The sequence below is a fragment of the Allostella sp. genome, from assembly GCF_041913585.1.
In the GTDB taxonomy this organism is placed as follows: Bacteria; Pseudomonadota; Alphaproteobacteria; order ATCC43930; family Allostellaceae; genus Allostella.
The window spans coordinates 13,133-19,438 of the sequence record NZ_JAYSFE010000092.1; the positions used below are offsets into that span (position 1 = coordinate 13,133).

Genomic DNA, 6,306 nt, shown 5'->3' on the forward strand with positions numbered 1-6,306 from the left:
GCCCCCTGGGAGTGCCCCCTGGGGGGTGTAGAAAACAAATCGGGGGGGGGGGCCGGCAATAAGCGGGGGCCCCCCCCGCGACCGCCATATACTTACTCTCGCCGTCCACCGCGGGGCAAGGCCGCCCCCACGGCGGACGGCAACGGACTCGGCAAGGCGAACGGAAGGACGCTACAGCATGGCAGCCGCGACACGGGGCAAGGGCGATCCCGGCAGCAAGCGCCCGCTCGCCACCTCCACCGTCGACCCGGCCGAGATCCAGCGGTTCGCCGCGATCGCCGAGGAATGGTGGGACCCGGACGGCAAGTTCCGGCCGCTCCACCGCTTCAATCCGGTCCGCCTGGAGTGGCTGCGCGACCGCATCGCCGCCCGCTTCGGCCGCGACCCCGCCGGCATCCGCCCGCTGGCGGGGCTGCGCCTGCTCGACATCGGCTGCGGCGGCGGCCTGCTCGCCGAGCCGATGGCGAGGCTCGGCGCCGAGGTCACCGGCATCGACGCGGCCCAGCGCAATGTCGAGGTCGCCCGCATCCATGCCGAACGCATGGGGCTCGCCATCGACTACCGCTTCGCGACCGCCGAGGAACTGGTGGCCGAGGGGCGGCGTTTCGACGTCGTGCTGAACATGGAGGTGGTGGAGCACGTGGCCGACCGCGACGCCTTCCTCGACGCCGCCGCCGCGCTGGTGGCACCCGGCGGGCTGATGGCCGTGGCGACCCTGAACCGGACGCCGAAGGCCTGGCTGCTGGCGATCCTCGGGGCCGAGTATGTGCTGGGCTGGTTGCCGCGCGGCACCCACGAATGGCGGAAGTTCGTGCGGCCGAGCGAGATCGTCGGCCCGCTGCGCCGCAACGGCCTCGCCGTCGAGGCGATGACGGGCGTCGCCTACGATCCCTTGCGCCAGCGCTGGTCGCTGGCGCCGCGCGATCTCGGCGTCAACTACATGCTGGCCGCGGTGCGGCCGCCGGACGCGCCCGCGTGACCGTCGAACTGGCGCTCGGCGGGGGGCTGCTCGGCCTCCTCTATCTCGCGCTGCTGATCTGGTGCCTCTATCACGTCGTGCAGAGCGACCGCAGCTTCCTCTGCAAGCTGCTGTGGCTCGTCGCCGTCTTCACCTTCCCGATCCTCGGACCGATCGCGCTCTTGCTGTTCGGGCCGCGCGCCGCGCGCTGAGCGGCCGCGTCGAACGGCCGGTGTGGAGGGCTCAGCGGCGGCGGAAGCGGTAGCGCAGGCAGCGCTCGGCCAGGGGATAGGTCCCGTGGCTGCGCCCTTCCTCGACCAGCCAGGGGCCGGTCACGGCCCGGAATTCGCCCTCGGTCGGAAAGCAGTAGCGCAGGTCGTTGTCGCGATAGCGGTCGAGCGTGCCCAGTTCCGCGACGGTCCAGCCGGGCCCGCCCTCGACGCGCGCGATTGCCGGGCGCAGGGCCTGGAACGCCGTCCAGATGTCGCCGAGCCGGGCGCCCTCTTCGACCCGCGGCTGGACGATCGCGGCGAGCCGCCACTTCAGCGCGTGGACGTTGCCGACACGGCCCTCGACGATCGCGCGGAACAGCTCCTCCAGGTCCTCGCGCTGGTCCGGACTGCCGAAGGTGCGGATGGCGAAGACGCCGCCCGGCGCGAGGACGCGCGCGACCTCGCGGCTGATCGTGGCGGCGTCGCGAAAGGGGGCGGCGCTGTAGCAGCCGTCGCCGACGACGACGTCGATCGCGGCATCCGGCAGGGGCATCGCCCGCCAGTCGGCGCACAGCACTCGGGCCCCCGCCGGGACGCCCGGCGCCGGCCACAGCGCATCGATCATCGCCCACGAATTGTCGATGGCGACGAGCCGGGTTCCCGCCGGCCAGGCACAGGCGGTCAGTTCGGGCGTGACGCCCAGGACCAGGGCTCGCGGCGGGCGGCCGTTCGCCGCAAACCAGTCCGCGATCGCCGCCTCGGCGAAGGCGACATCGCCGGCGTCGGGGCGCAGCGGCGACGCCAGCAGCGACCATTGCCGGCTGGCCTTGCCCCAGTTGGCGGCACCGCCGTCGCCCTGCCCGGTCATGGCACGTCCCTGGCGGTCGCGACCGCCAGCCCGTCGGCAACCGCCGCCGCCAGCCGTTCGAGGCGCGCCGCCGCGTCCTCGCCCGGCACCGTCTCGACCGCGATCGGGCGGGCCGCGCCGCAGCCCGCCAGCCGCGGCATCGCCGCGGCCGGCGCCACGACGGCCTGCATGGCGCGGGCGACGAAGCCGGCCTCGAACGCGTCGGGCGCGGCCGTGCCGCCGCCCAGCCGGACGACCACCGAGCAGCGGTCGAACGGTGCGCCGGCGACGGCGAGCGTCTCGGGCGGGACCGTCAGGACCGCCGCTTCGACGGTTGAGTCGGTCAGGAGCAGTGCGCCGCCCGGCTCGCCGCTGCGATCGTCCCAGGCCACCCGCTCGTCGCCGATCCAGGCCCCGCCGGCGGTGGCGAGGCCGGCCCGCAGGCCCTGGGCGAGGAGGCCGGCGTGGATGCGCCGCGCCAGCGGTTCGGCGAGACCGTCCTCGTCGCCGAGGATGGCGACGATCGGGACGCGGCCGTCGCCGCCGCCGAGCAGCCAGCCGACGATCTCGGGAAAGAGGTGTCCGGCGGTGATGAGGCCGAGGCTCGGCCGGGCGTTGACCTCGTTGATGACGCCGCCCGCCTCGTACCAGGGGCGGCCGATGTCCGGCGTGATGAAGTCGATGCCGGCGAGATCGAGCCGCAGCGCCGCCGCCGCGCGTTCGGCGAGGCGGAGGTTGGCCGGGTGGATGCGCGCCAGCGGCATCGGAACGGGCATCCCGCCCCGCACGACGTTGGTGATGCGCCGCAGCCGGACGAAGCGGCCGGCCGCCGGCACCGAATCCGGCGCCAGTCCCTGGCGGCGGGCGAGTTGCTCCGCCTCCTCGTCCCATTCCACCTTCTGCAGCGATGCCTGCTTGCCCTCGCCGCGGCGCGGATCGGCGTTGAGCGCGGCCAGCAGTTCCCGGAGGGTCCGGGTGCCGTCGCCCTCGACCCCGCCCGGGACCCGCTCGATCGCCCAGGTCACCCGGCCGTCGCGGACGAAGAGCCGGTAATCGTCGCCGTCGACATGCTGCTCGACCAGCAGGTCGTCGGAATGCTCGCGCGCCCGGGCGAAGGCGCGGTCGAGTGCCGCCTCGTCCTCCAGTCCCGCAGCCACGCCGGTCCCGCCGTCGAGGCGGGCCGGCTTGACGACGACCGGATAGCCGAGGCGCCGGGCGACGTCGCGCGCCGCCTCCGGCGACGACACCCGGGCATGGGTCGGCCCGGGCAGGCCGGCACGGCGCAGGATGAGCGCGGTCGCCACCTTGTCCTGCGCGAGCGACACCGCGATCGAGGGGGTGCGGTCGGTGAGGCTGCTGTCCAGCCAGCGGCCGTGGATGCCGTCGCCGATCTGGTAGGCGTGGCGCCCGTAGCGCCGCCAGGGCACCCCCATGCGGTATGCCGCCCGCAGGAAGTGGATGCCGTTGCCCGTGGGGGATGCCGCCGCCTGGAGACGATCGCGCACCTGGTCCGCGCGCGCGCCGACCTGGGTCGCCGCGGCCGCCCAGTCGGCCGGCCCGGAGCCGGCCCGGAGGCATTGCGTCAGCGCCCAGATCGCAACCTCGACGGCGAACGTCGCCGCCCCGCCCTCGCCGGCGGGGACCAGCAGCACGAACCCCGCCCGGCCGCCCTGGCCGAGCACGCGCCCGTCGTCGAACACGGGCAGCGTCGCCTCCGCCTGCAGGGCGGCGGCGAGCCGCACCACCAGCCACGCCACCGCCCGGCCCGGGTCCGCGTCCGGATGCCGCGGCGGCAGGGCCGTTCCGAGCGCGTCGCAGAGGGTCCGTTCCAGCGCCGGCACGGCGAGGCGCGGCGGGCAGCGGACGGCGACACGGGCAACGACCGACGGCTGCCGCAGATCGGCAAGCCGGCCGCGGGCGGTGGCGGGCGCGGCGAGGCGTTGGATGCCGCAGCGGTCCCGTACCGCCTCGCGGAGCTGGCCATCGAGCGCCTCCAGCGTCGTCGCGTCGATCCCCGCCCCCCGCAGCCTGCGGCATGTGTCGTCGGCTTCGTCGAGCGCGTCGGCCGCGATCAACGCGCGGGCGAGCAGCAGCCAGACCCCGAGCCGGGCCGGACGTTCCGCCGCCAGTGCCCGCAGATGGCGCGCGGCCGTGACCGCGTCGCCATCCTCCAGAAGACGCCGTGCCAGGGCCAGCCGTGCCTCGGGCCCGCCCGCCGGGTCGGCGGCGGCCGGGGTCGTCCCTGCTGTCTGCTCTCGCGCCATCGCCCCCCGTTCGGCCCCCGGTGTCCGGTGCGGCGTGGAATCTAGCGGGTCCGCGGCGCGAACTCCAAACCTATGCCGGCTTGCGCGCGCAGTCGGCGTCGAGCCGGGGCGTCAGTTCCACGACCGAATCGAATCCCGCCGGCTGGGCCTCGATCCAATCCGCCGTGTCCGCCAGGATCTGCCGGTAGATGGCCTCCGGCAGGTACCAGAACTCCGCGAAGAGGCGCTCGCGGATCTCCTGCCAGACGTCGCCGTAGCGCACCGCCTTGCGCCATGCGAGGTCGTCGAGCGCCACCGGGGCCGCGATCGCGCCGGCCGCGGCGAGCAGCGCCACCAGGTCGGCGCGCGAGCGCATGCCGAGGAAGCGGTCGGCAAACCCCATGCCCTCGGCCATCGCCGCGAAGTAGCGGCGCACCGGATTGCCGAAGGCGCCGCGCTCGGCGATGTGGACGAAGCTGCCGCCGGGCCGCAGCACCCGCAGCAGCTCCCGGCAGGCATCCTCCCAGCCGGCGACGTGCTGGAAGAGCTTGGAGACGACGACGACGTCGACGCTGGCATCGGCCAGCGGCAGGCGGCGCGCGTCGGCGGTGCGGTACTCCGCCCGCGCGCCGGCCGGCACCTTCGAGCGGGCGATGCCGACCATCGCGGCGGAGACGTCGAAGCCGATCACCGGATGGCCGCGCTCGACCAGCGGCAGCGACATCTGCCCGGTGCCGCAGCCGGCATCGAGGACCAGCGCGCCGGGCGGCAGCAGCCCGGCGGCGGCAAAGCGGTCGAAGGCCCGGTGCAGCAGGACCGGCGGGACGTCGCGGGTGGCGTCGTAGCGCGCCGCGATCGGCGTGAAGTCGGAGGTCGGAGGGAGCGGGCGGACGGCGATGCCGCCGGCCGGCTCAGGCAGCGCGCCGTGCATCGGTCGTCTCCGGTCGGGGTGCGGGCTCGGCCGCGGCGGGTTTCGGGGCGGCCGCCCCGGGCCGCGGCGCAGGGACGGGCTCGGCAGGCTTCGGCGTGCCGTGGGTCGGGCCGGTGACGACGTCGAAATCGAACATGGGTGCCTCCTTCGGATCGGGTGGAGGCCGCCCGGCACCTCGGCGGTGCCTCGGAGTCCGGTCTGCCGGACATGAGAAAGCCGCCTCGGGGGATCCGGGCGGCTGTGGCAGGGTCGAACGCGGGGTCGTGCTTGCCTAGGCCGCCGGTGGAAACCAGCGGCCGTAAAATCGGGACATGCCCGGCGCGGCGGTGAGGGCGCGATCGCTCATGTGGCAGAAGCTAGTCCCGACCATGCCCGGTTGCAAGGATTCCCTCGCCCCCGTCACTGGTCGGCGGCCGGGACCCAGGGGATGCGGCCGAACTCGATGCCCTCCTCGGCCAGCGCGCGCGCCTCCTCGTCGCTCGATTCGCCATAGATGTTGTGCTTCTCGACCTCGCCATAGTGGATGCGGCGCGCCTCCTCGGCGAAGCGATCGCCGACATAGTCGCAGTTCGTCTCGACCAGCCGGCGCACCTCGCGCAGGGCGCGCAGCAGTTCGGCCGCCTTGGCCATCTTGGGCGAGGCGGGCGCGGCCGCGGGCACGGGCGCCGGGCCCGCCTGCACGATCTCCTGCTTCGGCGCGTCCTCGCCGCGGCGCCGGCCCTTGGCGATGCGCGGTGCCATCAGCGCCTTCTCGACGGCATGGCTGCCGCAGACCGGGCAGGCGATCGACCCCGCCTTCGCCTGGCGCTCGTAGGTGTCGCCGTTGCGGAACCAGGCCTCGAAGCCGTGCCCCTCGGCGCAACGCAGGTTGAAGAGGATCATCTCGACCGCCCGCTACTGCGCCGCCGCCAGCGCCGCCGGCGCATCGCCCAGCGTGAAGGGCCGGTCGTGGCCGAGCGCCGGCACCATCCGCCGGGCGTCCGCGACCTTGGCCATGTCGATGTCCGCGACGACGATGCCCGGCTCCTCGCCGCCGTCCGCCAGGACCTCACCCCAGGGCGAGACGATGAGCGAATGGCCGTAGGTCCGGCGACCCTCCGCATGCTCGCCGGTCT

General features: G+C 74.8%; 7 protein-coding genes. 2 read left to right on the top strand and 5 right to left on the bottom strand.

Translation table 11 applies throughout. The features are described 5' to 3' along the window. The first annotated feature begins 178 nt into the window (after window positions 1-178). Together ubiG and ACE3Q3_RS16725 are read left to right on the top strand one after the other, a co-directional pair. Entirely contained in the window at window positions 179-979 is an 801-nt protein-coding gene (ubiG, locus tag ACE3Q3_RS16720; protein WP_374447999.1) for a bifunctional 2-polyprenyl-6-hydroxyphenol methylase/3-demethylubiquinol 3-O-methyltransferase UbiG, read from the top strand. After that, window positions 976-1,170: a PLD nuclease N-terminal domain-containing protein gene (locus ACE3Q3_RS16725; protein WP_374448001.1), complete on the top strand. Its 195-nt coding sequence runs from the start codon at window positions 976-978 to the stop codon at window positions 1,168-1,170. Before ubiG ends, ACE3Q3_RS16725 begins: the two co-directional genes overlap by 4 nt. A gap of 31 nt (window positions 1,171-1,201) precedes the next feature. Here ACE3Q3_RS16725 and ACE3Q3_RS16730 read toward each other — a convergent pair whose 3' ends face one another. From ACE3Q3_RS16730 to ACE3Q3_RS16750, 5 genes are all read right to left on the bottom strand, one after another. Further along, window positions 1,202-2,038 (bottom strand): class I SAM-dependent methyltransferase, encoded by an 837-nt coding sequence (locus tag ACE3Q3_RS16730; protein ID WP_374448003.1) that lies wholly within the window; start codon window positions 2,036-2,038, stop codon window positions 1,202-1,204. After that, complete coding sequence (locus ACE3Q3_RS16735; RefSeq protein ID WP_374448004.1) at window positions 2,035-4,281, bottom strand: tetratricopeptide repeat protein; 2,247 nt, start codon at window positions 4,279-4,281, stop codon at window positions 2,035-2,037. The genes ACE3Q3_RS16730 and ACE3Q3_RS16735 overlap by 4 nt, the downstream gene beginning before the upstream one ends. Before the next feature lie 70 nt (window positions 4,282-4,351). Beyond that, window positions 4,352-5,191 carry a class I SAM-dependent methyltransferase gene (locus ACE3Q3_RS16740; protein WP_374448005.1) on the bottom strand — a complete coding sequence of 280 codons (840 nt, stop codon included), beginning with the start codon at window positions 5,189-5,191 and terminating at the stop codon, window positions 4,352-4,354. 399 nt (window positions 5,192-5,590) lie between these two features. Beyond that, window positions 5,591-6,073: a DUF1178 family protein gene (locus ACE3Q3_RS16745; RefSeq protein WP_374448007.1), complete on the bottom strand. Its 483-nt coding sequence runs from the start codon at window positions 6,071-6,073 to the stop codon at window positions 5,591-5,593. Window positions 6,074-6,085: 12 nt separating this feature from the next. After that, a partial coding sequence (locus ACE3Q3_RS16750) for a nitrilase-related carbon-nitrogen hydrolase (protein WP_374448009.1) occupies window positions 6,086-6,306 on the bottom strand: 221 nt, incomplete at its 5' end.

Excerpts from the sequence above, each read along its gene's own strand:
- ubiG (WP_374447999.1), top strand. The coding sequence starts at position 179 with ATGGCAGCCGCGACACGGGGCAAGGGCGATCCCGGCAGCAAGCGCCCG.
- ACE3Q3_RS16730 (WP_374448003.1), bottom strand. The coding sequence starts at position 2,038 with ATGACCGGGCAGGGCGACGGCGGTGCCGCCAACTGGGGCAAGGCCAGC.
- ACE3Q3_RS16735 (WP_374448004.1), bottom strand. The coding sequence starts at position 4,281 with ATGGCGCGAGAGCAGACAGCAGGGACGACCCCGGCCGCCGCCGACCCG.
- ACE3Q3_RS16740 (WP_374448005.1), bottom strand. The coding sequence starts at position 5,191 with ATGCACGGCGCGCTGCCTGAGCCGGCCGGCGGCATCGCCGTCCGCCCG.
- ACE3Q3_RS16745 (WP_374448007.1), bottom strand. The coding sequence starts at position 6,073 with ATGATCCTCTTCAACCTGCGTTGCGCCGAGGGGCACGGCTTCGAGGCC.